Genomic DNA, 18668 nt, shown 5'->3' on the forward strand with positions numbered 1-18668 from the left:
TATTGTTCTGCAACGGCGGTTATTGATCCTGATAGCTGGGCGGACGCTTATCGACGAACGCGGCCACCGCTTCTTCGTGATCCTGGGTGTGATGGGCGATGGACTGATAGGCGGCCGACAGCTCGAGCAGCGAATCCAGGCGCATGTGCTGGCCTTCGCGCAGCAATCGCTTGCACAGGCGCAGCGCGTGTCCGGGGTTGCTGGCGATGCGTCTGGCCAGTGCCTGCGCCTCCGACTGCAGGGTCTCGTGGGTGCACACCTGCTCCACGAGGCCCCACTCCAGGGCCTTCGCCGCATCGATGGGGTCACCGGTGAATGCCATCAGGCTGGCCTTGGGAATGCCGATAATCCGCGGCAGCAGCCAAGCGCCGCCATCGCCGGGGACAATCCCCAGGCGCACGAAGCTTTCGGCGAACAGCGCGTTCGGCGCCGCCAGGCGGATGTCGCACATGCACGCCAGGTCCAGGCCCGCACCGATGGCCGGACCGTTGACCGCCGCAATGATCGGAATGTCCAGTTCGTACAGCGCCAGCGGAATGCGCTGGATGCCGTCACGGTAGGTATTGCGCAGCTCGTAGGGCGAGCCTGCGAAGATACCGCTGCGTTCGCGCATGTCCTTGACGTTGCCGCCGGCACAGAACGCCTTGCCGTTGCCGGTGAGGACCATGACCCGTGCCGAGCGATCGACCCGCAGCGCTGTACAGAGCTGGACGAACTCCTCGATCTGCTCGGGGGACGTCAAGGCATTGCGGGTGTCGGGATGGTCCATGCGCACGGTCACGATCGGACCGTCGCGCTCGATTTTCAGAAACGTGCTCATGCCGGCACTCCACTGTGGCAATCCTGGGTCAGCAACGACCACAAGCCGTCGCCGCCGACGGCACAGACACGCTCGCCGATCTGCTGGCTCCAGCGGGTGGCCGAGCCATATTCGGCGCGCCACGCCCACAGCCTGCGGCTGAACAGGTGCAGGCGGTATTCCTGGGTGAAGCCGATCGCCCCGTGTACCGCGTGGGCAATATTTGCGCACTGCGTGGCCGCTTCAGCGCAGGTGACCTTGGCCACCGCGATCGGCAACCACGCCAGCACCTGGTCTGACTGGGCGAAGGCAGCCTCGGCCGCGCTGTTGGCAGCGCCGGCCTGTTCGGCAAATACCGCCAGTTGCTGCTGAATGGCCTGGAACGAACCGATGGGCTTGCCGAACTGCTGACGCTGGCCTGCGTATTCAGCGGTCATCTCAAGCAAGGTGCCCAGGGCGCCGGCGATCTGCCCGCAGCGGATCAACGCGCCACCCAGGCGCAAGACATCGGCGGGCAGATGCGGTGGCAGCGGCACGCTATGCAAAACCGTCGCTTGGGCGAAAAACATCTCATCGCGCGGCTCACCCGCCACATTCAGGCGCGGATCAATGCGCACCGCGCTGCTGCCCGACAGCACCACCAGCAGCGGCTCGCCACTGGCAGCGTTGGCTATCGCCAGCACCGCCTGCACATGGCGCCCCCACGGCACATCGCGCAACACGCCGCTGACCGCGCCATCGAGCACCGTCAGGTCGCTCTCGGCGGCGATGCTCAGACTGCCTGAACGGGCCTCGCTACCGGCCTGACCCAACAGCCAGTTGGCCAATAACGCCTCACTCAGAGGCACCGGCGCAGCAAACCGGCCGACCGCGCGGGCAATCACATACAGATCCGCCCACCCCGCCTCGGCACCGCCTGACGCCTCCGGGGCGCCGGCAAGGCTGAAGCCGGAGGCGTCAACGGCGTCCCATAAGGCCGCCGGCCAGATTCCGCCTTCGCTGGCAAGCACCGCCGCACTGCTCGACTCATCGGCCAGCAGGCGCTCGATGGTCGCTTCAAATAACTCGCGCATGATTATCGCAACCCCAGGCCACGGGCGATGATGCCGCGCAGAATCTCGCGGGTACCGCCACGCAATGAAAAAGAAGGCGCCATTTGCATCAGATAGGCCAGGACCCGGGCATGATCGCCGCCACCCTGCTGCCGTGGCTCGATGTCCAGCAAGCGCTGGGCAAGTTCGGGAATTTCCTGCTCGAACACGTTGCCCAGATCCTTCACGCAGGACGCCGCCCAGGCAGGGTTCGCGCCGTCGGCCAGTTGCGCGGTGACGGCCAGCGACATGTTGCGCAACGTTGCCAGCCGGGCGGTCAGCCGGCCGATCTCTGCTGCCTGCAGTGCGTCGGGTCGACTACCAATGGCGTCGATCATGGTTTTGATCAGCGCCATGGAGCTGAGGAAACGCTCCGGTCCGCTGCGTTCGAATGCAAGCTCGGCGGTGACCTGATCCCAGCCCTTGCCCTCGGTGCCGATCAGCCCGTCGCCTGGCAAATAAACGTTGTCGAAAAACACTTCATTGAAATGCTCGCCACCGGCCAGATCGCGGATCGGCCTGACGGTAATCCCCGGCAGGCTCAGGTCGACGATGAACTGCGACATGCCTTCGTGGCGCGCGGCCTGTTTCTCGCCGGTACGCAGCAGGGCGATCATGTAATGGGAGTGGTGGGCATTGGTGGTCCAGACCTTTTGCCCGTTCAAGCGCCAGCCGTCACCGTCGCGGGTGGCCGTGGACTTGATGGAGGCCAGATCGGAGCCGGAATTGGGTTCGCTCATGCCGATGCAGAAATAGCTTTCGCCTCGGCATATCGCTGGCAGATAACGGTCTTTTTGCGCAGGGGTGCCGAATTTGTTGATCAGCGGACCACTCTGCCGGTCGGCGATCCAGTGCGCCGACACAGGGGCTCCGGCGGCCAGCAACTCTTCACTGATGACATAGCGGGCGAAGAAGCCCGCCTGCGAGCCGCCATACGCTTTGGGCAATGCCATGCCGAGCCAGCCCTTGCGGCCCAGCGCCTGACTGAAGTGTGCGTCAAAGCCCATCCACGATTGCGCGCGCAATACCGGCGGGTAATCGCTCAGGGTTTGGCTGAGGAACTGGCGCACCTCGACACGCAACGTTTCGGCCTCAGCAGGGATCTTGCTGTAGGTAAACTCATTGATGGCCATGAATGCTCTCGAAAACGGGACACGCAGAATGCGGACGCAATATCCGCTCGACCCCACGCCCATGACGGGCGGCGGCCGGTTCCAGCCAGTGCGTGGCTTGCTGGAACCGGCCGTGGCGCGCGTTTTAGAGCGCGGTGCCGGCGTCGGCTTTTTCGAACATCGCGTTGATGTCGCCGGAGGTCACCGGTTTGCCATCTTCGCGGCCGTGATCGGCACCGCCCAGGCCCAGCGCAGGTTCGATCTTGACGTGAGTGGCCTGTGCACGCAGGGCGCCGACCGTGCAGTTTTCACGCCCCAGAATGGCGAACGGGTCGTAGGAGAACTCGCGCATGGCATTGAGGTGGGTCAGCTTGTTGATGGTGTGTTCAGGCAGGTGTTTGAGGCCGTCCCACGCGGTTTCCGGCGACTCCGGCCAGGTGCAGTCCGAGTGCGGATAATCGCTCTCCCAGGTGACCATGTCCTCGTTCATGAAACTGAGGTTCTGCAGGCCGAACTTGTCTTCGATAAAGCAGGTAATGATGTGCTTGTGGAAGATATCGCTGGGCATCTTGCCGCCGAAGTTGGAGTTGGTCCAGGCGTTGTGATGGCGGTGGGTGAAGTCGGCGCGCTCGAGCAGGTAAGGCACCCAGCCGATGCTGCCTTCGGACAACGCCATGCGCAGGTCCGGGAATTTTTTCCACATTGGCGCCCAGATCCAGTCCGCCGCGGAGTTGGCGATCGAGATCGGCATCGAGGTGATCCAGGCATCGATCGGCGACAGGTCGGATGCGTGGTTGGCTTTGACGCCGGTGCCGATGTGGCAGCAGATGACCACTTTGTTGTCCGAACAGGCTTTCCACAACGGGTCCCAGTAGTCACTGTGGATCGAGGGATAGCCGTGGATCGCCGGGTTGTCCGACAGTGACAGGGCGTGCACGCCCTGGCGGGCCATGCGGTTCACTTCGGCGGCGGCCGCCTGCATGTCCCACCATGGCACCAGCATCAGTGGAATGAAGCGGCCAGGTGCGGCGTTGCACCAGTCGTGCAGGTGCCAGTCGTTGTAAGCCTGGATCGCCGCCAGCGAAACATCACGGTCAGCGTGAACCTGGAAGCGTTGACCGGCGAAACCGGGGAACGTCGGGAAGCACAGCGAACCGAGCACGCCATTGGCGCTCATGTCATCGACGCGGTCCTTGATGTTCCAGGTGCCACGGCGCATCTGGTCATAACCCAGCGGCTCCATGCCGTACTCTTCCTTGGGCCGACCCACCACCGAGTTCAGGCCCATGTAGCCGGTGGCCTGCTCTTCGAACACCCAGACATCACGATTACCGCTTTTCACCACATGCGGCTCACGACCCTTGAAGCGGGCCGGCATGTGACGAGCGAACGCATCTGGCGGTTCGATGGCATGGTCATCGACGCTGACGAGAATCAGATCTTCAATTTTCATTGTTCTTCCCTTTGCTACGGGTTGTTTGTTGTTGTGCCTGAATCATAGATCACAGTCAGCATTAATTAAACACTTTATTTGATTGTGTTCATATAAATTCAAACCAGTAGCACGCGCCGCGAAATCGGAACCCACAAAAAACCCGCGCCCCTGAGGGTCGCGGGTTCCTGCCAACAGGCCTGCGCTCAGATGCCGATCAGTCCCAGATCACATGCACCTGGTGCGGACCGCGCAGCTGCGCCCCGACAATTTCCGGTGCAGGCTTGTCAGGGTCCAGGCGGATGTTGGGCAGCAGGTCAAGAATGGCGTTGATCGCGCAGTTGATCTCGGTCTTGGCCACGAACTGGCCGATGCACATGTGCGGACCAAAGCCGAAACCAAAAGAGGGCCTGGGCTTGCGGTCGATGTCGAACAGATGGGCGTTTTCGAAAGCGTCCTCGTCACGGTTGGCCGACGACACGATGCACTGCACCATCGCGCCCTTGGGGATGTGCACGCCACGGATCTCAGTGTCCTGTGCGGTCTGGCGAACCTTGAAGGTTGCCACCGGCTCGTAGCGCACGGCCTCGTCAATGGCCTTGTTGACCAGGCTGCGGTCATTGCGCACCCGCTCCAGGGTCTGCGGGTGTTGTAACAGCAGGGTGAGCAAGGTGCCGAAGGTGCGGGTGGTGGTTTCACTGGCCGCCGGTAGCAGGGAGCGCACGAAGGTGGCGATTTCATGGTCGTCCAGCGAGCGGCCCTCGTATTCGGCGCGGATCAACCGGCTGATCAGATCGTCGCCCTTGGCACCCTTGGCGCGTCGCTCGGCCACGACCTCCTTGACCACGTCGTACAACGCCTTGGCCGCATGCATGGCGGCGCCACGGGCAGCGGCGGCCTTTTGCGGGTCGACTTGCGGGCCGGCGAGAATCGCCAGGGCCCAGGCAGCGTACTGTTCGATCTCCTCGGGCTTGTCTTCGGGGAAGCCGATCAGCGCGTAGATCACCCGGATCGGAAAGTACAGCCCGAACTCCATCAGGTCAGCGGATCTGGCCGCCACCATCGGCTTGATGTACTCCTCGCGGATCACCCGGTCGATCTTGGTTTCCTTCCAGCGATTGACGGTGTCGGGCATGAACACCGGTTGCAGCAGGTTGCGGATGTTCTTGTGCGCTTCGCCGTCCATCGCAGTCAGGATCAGACCATCGAAGAACGCCCCCAGGCCTTCGGCGATGAAACCACTGGTGAAGTTTTTCGCATCGCGCATCACCGCCATGACATCGTCATATTTGAACAGGGTGAAGGTCGGGCGATTGGGGTCCAGACCCGCGATCGAGGGGACCCCGAGCCCGGCCATGAAGTTGCCTTCCATGATCGGTGAGGTCTGGCGCATCTGTGCATAGACAGCTTGCAGGTCAACGTCGCTGCCACGGTAATTGCTGGCGACGTTGGCGAACTCCTTGTTCAGGTTACTGGTGGCCTGGACGGACATGATCATCTCCTTTCTTATTGTTCATTGTTAGCGATTGCGCCAAGGCGCCGATGATGCTGGAGTAGCCCCGCTTACTGGCGGGTGAAGTCTTGAAAATACCCCCGCCGGCGAGCCACGCAGCTACAGGGAGGGGCAGCTCCATCGTTGTCGGCAGATGGCGCATGGGCTGCTGGAGTCTAGGCGCAAAGTCGAAATATTTGAACGTAATTTGCGTATCTGGCTCGTAACCTTCTATTTCCGTCTCTAATACGCCTGTTGCACATAGGTCATGCGCCCGCCTGCCAGCATCAGTGCGCAATACAGATTCAATTCGACAATCTGTGCCGTTTCAAAATAAACCGCCAGTCGTTCGAAATGCGCCTGGCCGATGGACTGGTAATCGCTGGCAAACAGATCGGCGAAGCTCAGCGCAGCTCGTTCGGCGGGGCTGAAGTGCTCGCTGTCGGAGGCAATACAGGCAATGTCCAACTCATCGACCTGATCGGACTTGCGCGCCAGCTGACAAGCCTGGCACTGGGTCAGGCTGGCAATCTTCAGACGCACCAGTTCGCGCAGACGCTCATCGAGCAGGCTGTCATCGTGCAGGCTTTCCATCAGCCCCAGCCAGGCCAGCGCCGCCTTGGGCCGATGCGCCCAGACCTGCACCGGCAGACTGTTGCTCAACAGCCGGCTGGCCAGGGCGCGGTCAATGGCCGCACGCAACTCCCCCGGCAATCGGTCCAGAGGCACCGGCGGCAATCGAGAGGTCCCGCTGCCCTGCCCGGCGTTCAATCCAGACGCTCGATGATGGTCGCGGTGCCCAGGCCGCCGGCACAGCAGATCGCCTGTAGCCCGTAACGCGCGCCACGACGCTCCAGTTCATTGAGCAAGGTGGTCATCAGCCGGGCGCCGCTGGCCCCCAATGGATGGCCCAAAGCAATGGCGCCGCCATTGACGTTGAGCCGCTCGTGACCGACGCCGGTCTCCTGCATCCAGGCCAAGGGCACCGAGGCGAAGGCTTCATTGACCTCGAACAAGTCGATGTCGTTGAGGTGCAGCCCGGCCTTCTTCAGGACCTTGGCGGTGGCTTCGATCGGCCCGGTGAGCATCAGCGTCGGGTCCGTGCCGACTGTGGTAAAGGCAACGATCCGGGCGCGCGGCTTGAGCCCATGCCTGCGCGCAGCTTCGGCATCCATGATCAGCAAGGCAGCAGCGCCATCGGAAATCTGCGACGCATTACCCGCGGTGATCCTGCCGTGGTCCGGGCGGAAACTGGTTTTCAACGTGGAAAGCTTTTCCCGCGTGGTGTCCCGGCGAATAGTTTCGTCGGTTGTCAGCGCAGCGGCCGGGTCGGTCAGGTTCTTCTCGCGCAACGCCTGGACCGGGACCGGCACCAACTGGCTGTCGAAATAACCCGCATCGCTGGCCGTGGCCGCGCGCTGGTGGCTGGAGAAGGCGTAATCGTCCAGTGCTTCGCGGCTCAGGTTCCACTTGTCGGCAATGCGTTCTGCCGCCTCGCCCTGGCTGGTCAGTTCATAACGTTCACTGGCCATCCAGCCAAACGCTTCGCCATGCAGGTCGCGGTTGCTGCCCATGGGCACGCGGCTCATGTTTTCCGCGCCGCCGGCCACCACCACATCAGCCATGCCGGTGGCAATGGCACCCGCCGCCGCATGCACGGCGGCTTCGCCCGATCCGCATTTGCGGTCCAGGGTCAGCCCGGGAATGCTCACCGGCCAACCGGCGCCGAGCAACGCCGTGCGGGCGATATTGGCCGACTGCTCACCAATCTGCGTGACACAGCCGAAGATCACGTCATCCACTGCCGCCGGTGACAGATCATTGCGCTCCACCAGGGCGCTGATCACCAGCGAGCCCAGGTGGTCGGCCCGTACCCCGGCCAGACTGCCGCGAAAACGTCCGACAGGCGTACGCAAGGCATCGACAATCACGATCTCCCTCATAGCACGCTCGCTCGCAGACCACTGCCCGGCACCGCTTTGTTGTCTTCATAGCGGTACACGCCATGCCCGGTCTTGCGCCCCAGACGCCCCGCCGCGACCATTTTGATGATCAACGGACACGGGCGGAATTTCTCGCCCAGCGTCTGATGCAGATAGCGCAGCACCGCCAAGCGCGTATCCCAACCGGTCAGGTCGCCCAGCTCCAGCGGCCCCATCGGATGGTTGAAGCCCATGCGCAGTGCGGTGTCGATGTCTTCGGCACTGGCGATGCCTTCCTGCAGCATGTACATGGCCTCATTGCCGAGCATGGCCGACATGCGACTGGTGGTCAGCCCGGGCGATTCGTTGACAATGATCGAGGTCTTGCCCATCACGTCGCAGAGGTCACGGGTGCGGGCGACGGTTTCGTCACTGGTGGCCAGGCCACGAACCAACTCCACCAGCTTCATTTTGTGCACGGGGTTGAAAAAGTGCATGCCGATCACCCGGTCGGCGCTCGGCACCGAGGCGGCAATTTCCGTCACGCTCAGTGCCGAGGTGTTGGTGGCGATGATCGCATCGGGGGCCATCAACGGCGCCGCTTGAGCAACGATGGCCTTCTTGATCGCCAACTGCTCGGACACGGTTTCCACCAGCCAGTTGGCGCCGTCGGCGGCGGCACTCAGGTCGGTGGCAGTGCTCAGTCTGGCCATGGACGCGTCGGCCTGCTGCGCTGTGACCTTGCCCAGGCCGACACCGGTTTTCAGAATGCTTTCGATGGCGGCCCGGGCAGTGACCAGCGATTGGGGGTTGGTATCGACCAGCACCGTATGCAGCCCGGCACTGACGAACCCGTGAGCGATCCCGGTGCCCATCAGCCCGGCACCGACCACCACTACTTTGTTGTTCTTATCCATGCTCATGCCAGCACCTTCGATTTGACCGGTGACTTTTCACCCACGACGTTGCGCAAGGTGCCAATGCCTTCGATGCTTGCTTCAACCACATCACCGGGGTTGAGGAACACCCCGGTGCCCATGCCGACGCCGGCTGGGGAGCCGGTGAACAGCACGTCGCCACAGGCGAAACTGGAGCGTTGCTGAACGAAGGCGATCAGCTCGCCGACGTCCCAGGTCATGTCGGCGGTGTTGCCGTCCTGGCGCAGCTGGCCATTGACCCTGAGCGTGAGACGCAGCCCGGGTGAGCCCTGGGCAAACTCATCCTTGGTCACGACCCAGGGGCCGAGCCCTGTGGTCTTGTCCTGGCTCTTGGCGGCAAACAGGTCCATGCCGATCCCTTTCGGTCCGCTGCGTTGCAGGTCCCGGGCGCTGACGTCATTGCCCACCGTGTAGCCCAGCACGCAGGCCAACGGGTCATCGAGGTCGACAGCATCGCTGCCGATCACCGCCACCAGTTCGACTTCATGGTCCAGTTCGTCGGTCAGCGGCGGAAAGCGAATCGGATCATTGGCCCCGATCAATGCGCCATACGCCTTGAGAAAGGCTATGGGTTGCGAAGGCGCCGACAAACCGAATTCGACCAGATGCTTGGCGTAGTTCGCCCCGGCCACCACCACCCGGTTCACCGGATCGATGGGCGGCAGCAACGTCACCTGGGACAAGGCCAGCGGCGGCCCGGAAAAGCGCAATGCGCTTATCCCGGCACCGCGCGCCACCACAGGTGCCCAGCTGCTGAACTCACCGGCGATGGGCGTGACCATGTCCTGCTGGACGTCGACCACCGCCCAGAACACGCCGCTGTCGAAATAGGAACAGCGAGCCAGTTTCATCAGACGGCTTCCTTGACCGCAGAAACCTGGCCGATTTTGGCCGGATCCAGGTGGAGCAACTTGCAAGCGTTCTGCCAACGGATTTTCTGCAGGTCGGCATCGCTGAGCTTCAGGCCGTGGGTCAGGTCATGACGCACCGCATCACTGCCGCCGAAATTACTGCCGTAGACCATCTGATCGGCACCGATGACCTCGATCAGCGCCTGACGCATCGGCAGTTCATGCAACTCGACGTCGAAGTAGAAGTTCTTCATGTAATCGAGCACCGGACGCTTGTTGTGCACGACATCCAGATTCTTGTTGGTCTGCGCCAGGCGACCCAGCTGATAAGGCACATAACCACCGCCATGGGTGATGTACACCTTCAGGTCCGGGAAGCGATCGAGGACACCGCCACAGATCAGGTTCCAGAAGCAGCGTGTCTCGTCGTACTGCATGCCAACGATTGCGGTGGTTTCGTAGCGATCTTCGTTGGCCCGGTCGCCCCAGGTCACTGACTGGTTATAGCCGTGGATGAACATCGGCAGGTCGAGGTCGCACAGGGTCTTCCAGACGACATCCAGCTCAGGGGAATCGAACTCCAGGCCGCCAAAGTTGGCGCCACCGGCCGAGAGCCCCTTGGCCCCAAGTTCGGTGCATGCCCGGCGCAACTCCACCGCGGCCGCCTGGGGTGCATTGAGCGGCGCGTGGGCCCAGAACATCAGACGGTCCGCAGCGGCGGAGCAATATTCGGCGAAGGTGTCGTTGACGGTGCGCGCATAAGGCACGGCGTATTCAGCTTCGGTCCAGTACATGTAGCAGTGCGACGGCACCGAAACCACTTGCAGGTTCTGCCCCGCGGCGTCCATCCCGGCCAGCCGCACCTTCGGATCGGCCCACTTGGCCATGTATTCCTCAAGCTTCAGGCCTTTGCCGGCACGCACCGCAGCCTTGCGCTCTGGCGAGCCAAGGGTCAGCTGCCATTTGCCGACGCGCAGGCGGATATCGCCGTCGTCACATTGCTCGAAGAACGGCCCCCAATGCGGGTGCTGGTTGTAATAGCCAGGGAGCGGAGCATGGGCGTGAAGATCGATAAGCATAATCCGGGACCTCGAGAGGAAAACTTTCTGGTTCTTGTGATTGTTCTGGGTGGCGCATGACCGCTGCACAGCCCGCAACGGCGAGCCTGATGCCCGTGCGAATCAATCCGTGAACCGGGATGACTGCACCGTGGTCTGTTCGAAGCATAAAATTAAATTGAGCATAAATCAAAATAGTGTTCAGTTTATTTTTGCAGATGAACCACAACGGCCGGAACAGAGCGCTCAACGGATCAGGAACGGGGGTGCAAGACCGAATACAATCGTCAGTAAAACCGAGGTGCTGGCAATTTACAGGCGAAAAAAAACCGGATCCCCCTGCACGGGGGACCCGGTTTTGTTTGTTCGAGAACTGTCTAACTCATCGGTCAGCGGCGGGTACGGGATGTCGAGCCCATGATCAGTGCCGCCGTAAGCTTCTTGACCCTGACCGGCAACAGGCGGCGGCTGGCGCTTTCTGGAACCAGAATCTCACTGAGCACGTAGCGGATGATCATCTCGCAGATCAGCTCGCGATCCAGACGCACGCCGAGCTTTTCGTCCCAGTCGTCGAAAACGATGTTCAGCACATCCTGAAAGCGCACGATCGAGTCGTGGAAAATCCGTCGGAAGAAGCCCAGAGCGTAATCCGGCGCGACTACCAGCAAGCGTCGGGCGCGGCTCTGCTCCAGGTAATTATCCAGGTACACGAACAGCGCGTTGAGGCGCGCCTCCGGCTCTTCGATATGGCTCAAGGCCGCGCTGAGTGCGACATGGAAGCTGTCGCGCTTGTGCCGCGAGAAGGTGTCGAGCAGGTCTTCCTGGGAGGAAAAATAGCGATAGAACGTACCGCGGGAAACGCCCGCGACCTTGCACACGTCAAGAATCGAGATTCGATCGGCACCCGACTGCAACACCACCTCTTCAGTGGCCGCCAGGATATTGGAGATGGTCTCCTCGGAGCGGCGATTGGGCTTGACCTTGCTGACAGGCGCTGCACCGTTGGCACCATTTGCCAGCTCGGCACCCGCCTTGCCCGCTGTTCTGGCTTTTTTCACCGGGGCCGGGGTTTTCTTTTTAGTGACCGCAGCGGGCTTTGGTGCTGCGGTCTCCGCCAGCTGGTTGGCTTGTTTAGGCATGAAGGTAAAGACTCGTAGACAATTCGATGGGCCACGTTAGCATAGGAATTAAGCATTTAACCGGTAATTTGTTCAACTTCTCGCTAAAGACATTTACTAAATTTGTATTTAGAATGGAATTCTCTAATCAAAATAATATCCGGGTATAGGCTTCAGGCAATGCCCCAAAAGAGGAGATAGTACATGAGCGGCATTGGGAATCCGGAAACCTGGGCAGTGGGCGAAAGAGACACGGTAATTTCTGCACTGGAGCGCGCCGTTGCAAGGGCTCCAGACAGGATTCTGTTGGATTTCAGCTCTAGGTTATACACATACGCAGAAGTTGATCAGCTTTCCAACCGCATGGCCAACGCACTGTCAACCTTGGGCGTCACCACCGGTGCCACAGTGCTGACCATGCTCGACAACAACATCGATGCGGTCGTCACCTGGCTTGCTATCAATAAGCTGGGCGCGGTCAGCGTGCCGATCAACACGGCGCTCAAGGGCGAGTTCCTCAGGCATCAGATCGCCGATACCGGCACCCATCTGGTGATCTGCGAAGCTGATTACCTGCCACGTATTGCCGCCATTGCCGAGCAGCTGCACGACGTCAAGCGCGTGCTGTATCGCCATCAACCGGACAAGCCACCTGAATCGGTGCCTGCCTGCCCCATTGCAATCGAACCGCTGGACGCGCACCGCGGACACGACGACACGCCACAGAGCATCAAGCCGCAACCGTCGGACCTCGCCTGCCTGATCTACACCTCCGGCACCACCGGCCCCTCCAAGGGCTGCATGATCAGCTATAACTTCATGTGTAACCTTGCGCGCCTGCAATTGCGCGCCGGCCCCGCCAGCGCAGACGACATCACCATTACCCCGCTGCCGCTGTTCCACATGAACGCCCTGTGCGTCAGCATCATTGCCAGCATCCTGGTCGGCGCCCGCGCAGTGATACTGCCGCGCTTTTCGGTTTCCAACTTCTGGCCGGAGGTCGAGCGCTCGGGTGCAACCATCGCATCGATCCTCGGCGGCATGGGCGGCCTGCTCGCGCAAGCGCCGGACAACGCAGAGATGCTGCGTTGCAAGGGCCAGATTCATACCGCGCGCGGCAACCCCTACACCGAGGAAACCAAGAAAATCTGGCGCGAACGCTTCGGCACGCCGCTGGTGGGCGGCAACGGCTACGGTCTGACTGAAGCGTGCGTGATCACCTCGCTGGCGGCCGGGGAGCACGCAGCGCCGGGTTCATCGGGCAAGCGCATTGCCGATTTCGATGTACGCATCGTCGACGAACAGGATCAGGAAGTACCCACCAATACGCCGGGGGAAATCGTCGTCCGGCCGCTGCGCCCGGACATCATGTTCCAGGGCTACTGGCGCCGCCCGGAGGACACCCACAAGCTGATGCGCAACATGTGGTTCCACACCGGCGACGTGGGCAGGTTCGATGACGATGGTTTTTTCTATTTCGTCGACCGCAAGAAGGACTACCTGCGTCGGCGCGGCGAGAACATCTCCAGTTTCGAGATGGAGGCAGCCTTCGCTGTCCACCCTGCGCTGTCGGAAGTGGCCGTGCATGCCGTCCCGTCGGACAAGGGTGAGGATGACGTCAAGGTCACTGCGGTGCTGCACCCGGGCGTCGAACTTGATCCCGAAGACCTGTTTCGCTGGGCGGCAGACGCGGTGCCGTACTATGCGCTGCCACGCTACATCGAGTTTCGCAGCAGCTTGCCGAAGAACCCGCAGGGCCGCGTACTGAAATACCTGCTGCGTGATGAAGGCAAGACCAGCGACACCTGGGATCTGGATGACACGGACATCAGGGTCGCCAAACGCTGAACACCCAGGCGGCGTGCCACGCACGCCGCCTTGCTGGCTGTATCAGTACTCCCGTGCCGGGATGTGCTTGGGCCGCGAGTTGTAGCCAGGCAAGTGCAGGCCGCCATCTACATGCAGGGTTTCCCCCGTCACGAAACGTGACATCTCCGAGGCCAGAAACACCACCACCGGACCGATATCCGCCTCCGGTTCGCCACACCGTCCGAGGGGGCGGAGCCCGGCAGACATCTCGGCAAACCCCGGGTTCTCTTCGGCAAGCTTGTGAAACGTCGCCCCCATGGCCGTGGGCGCGATGGCGTTGACGCGAATGTTGAACCGTCCCCACTCCGAGGCCGCACTGCGGGTCAGCCCGACCACCGCTGCCTTGGCGGTGTTGTAGTCGCCATGCAGCCAGGCCCCGACTTCGGTGTCGATCGAATAGAAATTGATGATCTTGCCGCCCCCTCGTGCCTGCATGTGTGGCAAGGCGGCTTTCATTGACCACCAGGCAGCCCAGACCGTGGAGTTGAGGGTGCGCTCGAGCATCTCATCGGTCTTGTCTTCGAGCAGCACGTTGGGCGTTGGCGCGAACGCGTTGTTGACCAGGATGTCCAGGCCGCCGAACTGGCTGACCGCGGCATTGATGGCGGCCTCGATATCGGCCTTGCAGCTGACGTCGGTCTTGATGAACAAGGCCTTTGCGCCCAGATCACGCAACTCCTGGGCCACGGCCGCGCCGCTGACTTCGTCGAGCTCGGCCACCACTACCGCAGCCCCCTGCCTGGCGAAGCTCAGGGCGACGCCGCGTCCGATACCACCACCGGCACCGGTGATCAGTGCCACTTGTTCTTGCAACAGGCCCATGGTTGTTCCTTCTTGTAGTTGTTCCAGGAAATGTGCCGCTCATTTAGTGAACATTATCAGATATAGTGTTCAAATATACCTCATAAAAACAATCAGCCTGAGACAAAAAGGATATCCCGGATGAGTACTTTTCGCCGCCGTGTGGAGATTGTTTCCAGCGTTGGGGCTCATGGCAACGATGGTGAGGTCCGTGCCGCCCTGGAAGACGACTTTCATCACTTCCGCGTGTGCTTGCTGCATGAGCACGGGCAACTCAAGGGCATCACTGGCCAGGCGTTGCGCTTCCCCTACTCCGCCTGCCCTGAGGCCATCGATCCGCTGCGCGAGCTGATCGGCATGGCGTTGTCGCCCATCGCCCATTCGGTCACGCGGCAGACCGACGCACAGCACCAATGTACCCATCTTCTGGATCTCGCGGGGCTGGCCGTTGCGGCGGCGCTGCGCCCTGCCCAGACACGGCGCTACGACATCCAGGTGCCGATGCGCGTTGAAGGCAGGACACGCCCGGTTCTGCAGCTCAACGGGCAGGTGATGCTCGAATGGTCGACCCACGGACCGATCATCGAAGGCCCCGAGCCGTTTACCGGTATCAACATACGCGAAGGCATGGCGCGCTGGGCATTGAGCACCCTGACCCCTGACATTGCCGAAGCGGCCCTGCTGCTGCGTCGCTGCACCATGATCTCGATTGGCAAGACGCACAATCTGGACAGCCAAAGCCACGCCTCAAGCACCGGTCGCTGTTACAGCCAGCAGACCGCGCGGGCGCCACAGGCGTTGCGGATCAAAGGCTCGACCTGGGATGTGGTCAGCAATGACGTGCTCTGTGCCGCGGACCGGGAGTGGCTGGCAGGCAGGGTCTGATCGTGGCCACGCTCTGCGTGGGGATGCATCGTCTGACGCTCCGCGTCACCCCGCGGCAGACGCGGAGCGTCGAAGGCGGCGTTACCACGCGGAGCGTGGGAACGATCAGGGGGTTGGTGGGGTACCGGATTTCTGCACGCACGCGGCCCCTGTAGCCGTCCGGCTTGCCGGCGGCAGCGACCTCTAGCCCGCCACCACCGGCAAGCCGTGACAGTGATCGTTCCCACGCTCCGCGTGGTGATGCATCCCCTGACGCTCCGCGTCACCCCGCGGCAGACGCGGAGCGTCGAAGGCGGCGTTACCACGCGGAGCGTGGGAACGATCAGGGGGTTGGTGGGGTACCCGGATTTCTGCACGCACGCGGCCCCTGTAGCCGTCCGGCTTGCCGGCGGCAGCGACCTCCAGCCCGCCACCACCGGCAAGCCGTGACAGTGATCGTTCCCACGCTCTGGGTGGGGATGCATCGTCTGACGCTCTGCGTCACCCGGCGGCAGACGCGGAGCGTCGAAGGCGGCGTTACCACGCGGAGCGTGGGAACGATCAGGGGGATTGGTGGGGTACCCGGATTTTGCGCACGCACGCGGCCTCTGTAGCCGTCCGGCTTGCCGGCGGCAGCGACCTCCAGTACGCGACCACCGGCAAGCCGTGACAGTGATCGTTCCCACGCTCCGCGTGGGAATGCATCGTCTGACGCTCCGCGTCACCCCGCGGCAGACGCGGAGCGTCGAAGGCGGCGTTACCACGCGGAGCGTGGGAACGATCAGGGTTGGTGGGGTACCCGGATTTTGCGCACGCACGCGGCCTATGTAGCCGTCCGGCTTGCCGGCGGCAGCGACCTCCAGCCCGCCACTACCGGCAAGCCGTCATGGTGATCGTTCCCACGCTCCGCGTGGGGATGCATAGCCTGACGCTCTGCGTCACCGGGCGGCAGACGCGGAGCGTCGAAGGCGGCGTTACCACGCGGAGCGTGGGAACGATCAGGGGGTTGGTGGGGTACCCGGATTTCTGCACGCACGCGGCCTCTGTAGCCGTCCGGCTTGCCGGCGGCAGCGACCTCCAGTACGCCACCACCGGCAAGCCGTGACAGTGATCGTTCCCACGTTCCGCGTGGGAACGATAGACGTTGCCGCAGCCAGCGTCTAGAGAAACACCGCCAGATTGGGCGTGCCCAGCACCGCCTGGTCAAGGATCACTTCGCGTCGGGCCAGTTTGAAACTGTCGCCGTCGACTCGCAGCACGTCACGTCGCTCGCCGCTGATGATGTCCACGTGGTGATCCTTGAAGCGGTTGCGGGTCAGCAGCAGGTAGCTGGTGACCACGAACTCGTCAGGCTTGTCGGTTTCTTCGACGAACACGTTGGTCACCAGGCGTCGCGTGCGTGATGGCGGGTCTTCGGCCCAGGCGCTTTTGCCGGAAAGCCGCAGCACCCGTCCCAGGATGGAGCGATAGTCATCGTGGTAATGCTGCACGCTGCGCACGATGCTGGTGGACAGTTCGGCAGCGGTGCGCGTGTGCCGCAGCGGCACGGTGTAGATCAGGTCGGTGGCCAGCCGCTGGACCCACTCCTGCAGGCGGATCTGATCGAGCAGCGTCGCCTCCTCATACAGAAAGGTGACCACCGCGTTGTACACCGGCGCCCCGACCGGCACGCGCTTGATACCCAGCGGCGAGCCGGGCTGCACGTGTTCGGCGCTGCGTTGCTGGACTTCGAGCGACGGTCGGTCCGCCAATTGAGCTTCAGACATGACTGTATTCCCGGATTTATTGTTGTGGGGTTGATCAGGCAAAAGCCCTTACCGAGGCTCGTCGACCGGCGCGGTCATCAGTTCGTGCCAGTGCAGCCACCAGTGCCACTGGGTGTCGTCCTTGGTGAAGCCTTCATTGACGATACCCGGGCCAGGCCAGCCTTCAGGCGCGCCGGTTTCGAACACGGCCTGATACTTGAGCGTGCTCTTGCGGCCCATCGCGCCCTTGGCGGCCAGGGTCATGTGTGGCCAGGTATCGGAGTCATCCTGCTCGACCATGCCGGAGGTGCCAAACAGTTGAATGGTCTGCTTGAGCATCTTCTCGCGCAGCTCGGGCGGCGCATCCTTCTCGGCAAAGATCCAGTTGACGAACTCCAGCTTGTCCGGCCCTTGCGGCACATAGGCGTGCAGGGTCATGGAACCGACCACCGTGCCGTCCGGCTGTGGAATGTAGACGAAACCGAAGAGGATATTGGGAAACATCCCGCCCACTTGCGGCGGCATGCTGGTCAGCACTTTGAGCTGGTCTTCGCTGAGATTGCGCGCCAGTTGTTCGACCATGTCGGCGGTCATGCCGGCAGGTGGCAGCGCCAGGAGTTTCTCCTGGACGCTTAGGGTTTCCGGGTCCAGGCCAGTCAGGCGCTTGATCTTGCGTGCCAGATCGATGCAGCGCAGCGCGTGGCCGTGGGGCGAGCTGATTTCCACACCATACATTTCAGGACTCAGGTCGGCGCTCTGGCCGTTCTCGTCCTTCTTCGCGTAGTTGCCCACTTCGCCCAACCAGCGGTGCAGGGTCAGGGTGTGGAATCCATCGGCCGCCGACTGCTCGCCCGCGGTTTTCCAGTTGGCGTTGACGATAAAGCGCTGCGGCGGGCCGAGCACTTCCATGCCTTTGTCGGTGCGCTGGAACAGCATGTCGTAATACCACTTGGTGTCGCCGAGGAATTCGTCGAACGACGGCCCTTCGATGTTCCAGGTGGCGAACACCAGCCCGCCATACAGGGTGACCCGGGCTTTTCTCAGGCCCAGGTCTTCCTTGGCGAGCATCTTGCCGTGCATGCATTCGCGGTCGACCGGCGAGCCGATGAAGTCGCCGTTGGGACGGAATGCCCAACCGTGGTAGATGCACTTGTGAATCTGCGTGTTGCCACAATCGGCGGTGCTGATGCGCATGCCACGGTGCGGGCAGACGTTCAGGGTGACATGCACCGCACCTTCCTTGTCGCGGGCAACGATGACCGAGTCAGAACCCAGATCGCGGACCATGAAGTCACCGGAGTTGGGGATCTCCGATTCATGGCCCAGCAGTACCCAGATCTTGCCGAAGATTTTCTCCATCTCGATTTCATAGATTTCGCGGTCAGACAGCACGCGCATCTGCACTTCACGGGTGGACGGGTAGATCAGGTCGGCGACCTTGGTTCCATCGGACAGTACGGGGCTTGTTCTTGTTAGCATATTGGCCTCCAGATCAGGGTGTCACGGCTACGTCGAGCCGGTTGAATATAAGACAGATTAAAGAAATATGTACATGGAAATCGTTTGACTCAACGGC

Annotated in this window: 16 protein-coding genes; 2 read left to right on the plus strand and 14 right to left on the minus strand. The window is 62.1% G+C overall.

Translation table 11 applies throughout. The annotated features are described in order from the left end of the window. Nucleotides 1-19: 19 nt before the first annotated feature. The 11 genes from ACI2KS_RS19495 to ACI2KS_RS19545 form a co-directional block, all read right to left on the minus strand. Entirely contained in the window at nucleotides 20-820 is an 801-nt protein-coding gene (locus ACI2KS_RS19495) for a crotonase/enoyl-CoA hydratase family protein (RefSeq protein WP_404622627.1), read from the minus strand. Continuing rightward, entirely contained in the window at nucleotides 817-1872 is a 1056-nt protein-coding gene (locus tag ACI2KS_RS19500) for an acyl-CoA dehydrogenase family protein (RefSeq protein WP_404622628.1), read from the minus strand. Before ACI2KS_RS19500 ends, ACI2KS_RS19495 begins: the two co-directional genes overlap by 4 nt. Before the next feature lie 2 nt (nucleotides 1873-1874). Beyond that, complete coding sequence (locus tag ACI2KS_RS19505; RefSeq protein ID WP_404622629.1) at nucleotides 1875-3023, minus strand: acyl-CoA dehydrogenase family protein; 1149 nt, start codon at nucleotides 3021-3023, stop codon at nucleotides 1875-1877. A 124-nt stretch (nucleotides 3024-3147) separates the two neighbouring features. After that, the gene (locus ACI2KS_RS19510) at nucleotides 3148-4455 is read right to left on the minus strand and encodes an amidohydrolase family protein (protein ID WP_404622630.1); all 1308 of its coding nucleotides are present in this window, start codon (nucleotides 4453-4455) and stop codon (nucleotides 3148-3150) included. A 196-nt stretch (nucleotides 4456-4651) separates the two neighbouring features. Further along, on the minus strand, nucleotides 4652-5926 hold the full coding sequence (locus tag ACI2KS_RS19515) for a cytochrome P450 (protein ID WP_404622631.1): 1275 nt from the start codon (nucleotides 5924-5926) through the stop codon (nucleotides 4652-4654). Between the two features lie 243 nt (nucleotides 5927-6169). Further along, nucleotides 6170-6697 carry a carboxymuconolactone decarboxylase family protein gene (locus ACI2KS_RS19520; RefSeq protein ID WP_404622632.1) on the minus strand — a complete coding sequence of 176 codons (528 nt, stop codon included), beginning with the start codon at nucleotides 6695-6697 and terminating at the stop codon, nucleotides 6170-6172. Further along, a complete protein-coding gene (locus tag ACI2KS_RS19525; RefSeq protein WP_404622633.1) occupies nucleotides 6694-7869 on the minus strand; it encodes a thiolase family protein in 1176 nt (391 codons plus the stop codon). Before ACI2KS_RS19525 ends, ACI2KS_RS19520 begins: the two co-directional genes overlap by 4 nt. Further along, nucleotides 7866-8771, minus strand: coding sequence for a 3-hydroxyacyl-CoA dehydrogenase (locus ACI2KS_RS19530; RefSeq protein ID WP_404622634.1), 906 nt, complete (start codon nucleotides 8769-8771; stop codon nucleotides 7866-7868). Before ACI2KS_RS19530 ends, ACI2KS_RS19525 begins: the two co-directional genes overlap by 4 nt. Beyond that, complete coding sequence (locus ACI2KS_RS19535) at nucleotides 8768-9637, minus strand: fumarylacetoacetate hydrolase family protein (RefSeq protein ID WP_404622635.1); 870 nt, start codon at nucleotides 9635-9637, stop codon at nucleotides 8768-8770. The genes ACI2KS_RS19530 and ACI2KS_RS19535 overlap by 4 nt, the downstream gene beginning before the upstream one ends. After that, complete coding sequence (locus ACI2KS_RS19540; RefSeq protein ID WP_404622636.1) at nucleotides 9637-10716, minus strand: amidohydrolase family protein; 1080 nt, start codon at nucleotides 10714-10716, stop codon at nucleotides 9637-9639. Before ACI2KS_RS19540 ends, ACI2KS_RS19535 begins: the two co-directional genes overlap by 1 nt. 368 nt (nucleotides 10717-11084) lie before the next feature. Further along, on the minus strand, nucleotides 11085-11834 hold the full coding sequence (locus ACI2KS_RS19545) for a TetR/AcrR family transcriptional regulator (protein WP_404622637.1): 750 nt from the start codon (nucleotides 11832-11834) through the stop codon (nucleotides 11085-11087). A gap of 183 nt (nucleotides 11835-12017) precedes the next feature. On the opposite strand from ACI2KS_RS19545, the gene ACI2KS_RS19550 reads away from it, so the two are divergent. Beyond that, complete coding sequence (locus tag ACI2KS_RS19550; protein ID WP_404622638.1) at nucleotides 12018-13661, plus strand: ATP-dependent acyl-CoA ligase; 1644 nt, start codon at nucleotides 12018-12020, stop codon at nucleotides 13659-13661. Nucleotides 13662-13703: 42 nt separating this feature from the next. Here ACI2KS_RS19550 and ACI2KS_RS19555 read toward each other — a convergent pair whose 3' ends face one another. Continuing rightward, nucleotides 13704-14504: an SDR family NAD(P)-dependent oxidoreductase gene (locus ACI2KS_RS19555; RefSeq protein ID WP_404622639.1), complete on the minus strand. Its 801-nt coding sequence runs from the start codon at nucleotides 14502-14504 to the stop codon at nucleotides 13704-13706. 120 nt (nucleotides 14505-14624) lie between these two features. Here ACI2KS_RS19555 and ACI2KS_RS19560 point away from each other — a divergent pair, with 120 nt between their 5' ends. Beyond that, a complete protein-coding gene (locus ACI2KS_RS19560) occupies nucleotides 14625-15368 on the plus strand; it encodes a DUF2889 domain-containing protein (protein WP_404622640.1) in 744 nt (247 codons plus the stop codon). A gap of 1139 nt (nucleotides 15369-16507) precedes the next feature. Here the strand turns inward: ACI2KS_RS19560 and ACI2KS_RS19565 are convergent. Further along, entirely contained in the window at nucleotides 16508-17113 is a 606-nt protein-coding gene (locus ACI2KS_RS19565) for an aromatic-ring-hydroxylating dioxygenase subunit beta (RefSeq protein ID WP_404622641.1), read from the minus strand. A 48-nt stretch (nucleotides 17114-17161) separates the two neighbouring features. Continuing rightward, complete coding sequence (locus ACI2KS_RS19570; RefSeq protein WP_404622642.1) at nucleotides 17162-18571, minus strand: aromatic ring-hydroxylating dioxygenase subunit alpha; 1410 nt, start codon at nucleotides 18569-18571, stop codon at nucleotides 17162-17164. Nucleotides 18572-18668 lie beyond the last annotated feature (97 nt).

This window comes from Pseudomonas sp. NPDC087358 (assembly GCF_044900785.1).
Lineage (GTDB): Bacteria > Pseudomonadota > Gammaproteobacteria > Pseudomonadales > Pseudomonadaceae > Aquipseudomonas.